Raw genomic sequence first — 651 nt, 5'->3', positions numbered from 1 at the left:
GTCGGAAATCGGCGAACCCGCCATTTTCCGTCTGGCTGAGGCTTTGGATAGCTACATTCCTACGCCGGAGCGTGCTATAGACGGTGCTTTCCTGATGCCGGTTGAGGATGTGTTCTCGATCTCTGGTCGTGGCACGGTAGTGACTGGTCGTGTTGAGCGTGGCATCGTCAAGGTTGGTGAAGAAATCGAAATCGTTGGTATCGTGCCAACGGTTAAGACCACTTGTACCGGCGTGGAAATGTTCCGCAAGCTGTTGGATCAAGGTCAGGCTGGCGACAACATCGGTGCCTTGCTGCGTGGTACCAAGCGCGAGGATGTTCAGCGTGGTCAGGTTCTGTCCAAGCCGGGCTCGATCAAGCCGCACACCAAGTTCGAAGGCAGTGTGTATGTGTTGTCCAAGGATGAAGGTGGTCGTCATACCCCATTCTTCAATGGCTATCGTCCTCAGTTCTACTTCCGTACAACTGACGTGACTGGTGCTGTTGAATTGCCGGCAGGTACCGAAATGGTGATGCCAGGTGACAACGTGGAAGTGGTGGTTGCGTTGATTGCACCGATCGCCATGGAGCAGGGTCTGCGTTTTGCTATCCGTGAAGGTGGCCGTACTGTCGGTGCTGGCGTTGTTGCCAAGATCATCGAGTAATTAGTTTG

The 651-nt window shown here is 54.1% G+C and carries 1 protein-coding gene; it reads left to right on the top strand.

Annotated features, from left to right (window positions below):
- On the top strand, nt 1–643 hold a 643-nt coding region (locus CSQ89_RS21805; protein ID WP_255408673.1), incomplete at its 5' end, for an EF-Tu/IF-2/RF-3 family GTPase.
- Nucleotides 644–651: the final 8 nt, after the last annotated feature.

Origin of the sequence: Chitinimonas sp. BJB300 (assembly GCF_002735695.1) — a bacterium.
Taxonomy (GTDB): Bacteria; Pseudomonadota; Gammaproteobacteria; order Burkholderiales; family Chitinimonadaceae; genus Chitinimonas.
Note: the sequence above shows the minus strand (reverse complement) of the source record. Positions and strands in the feature narration are given on the sequence as shown.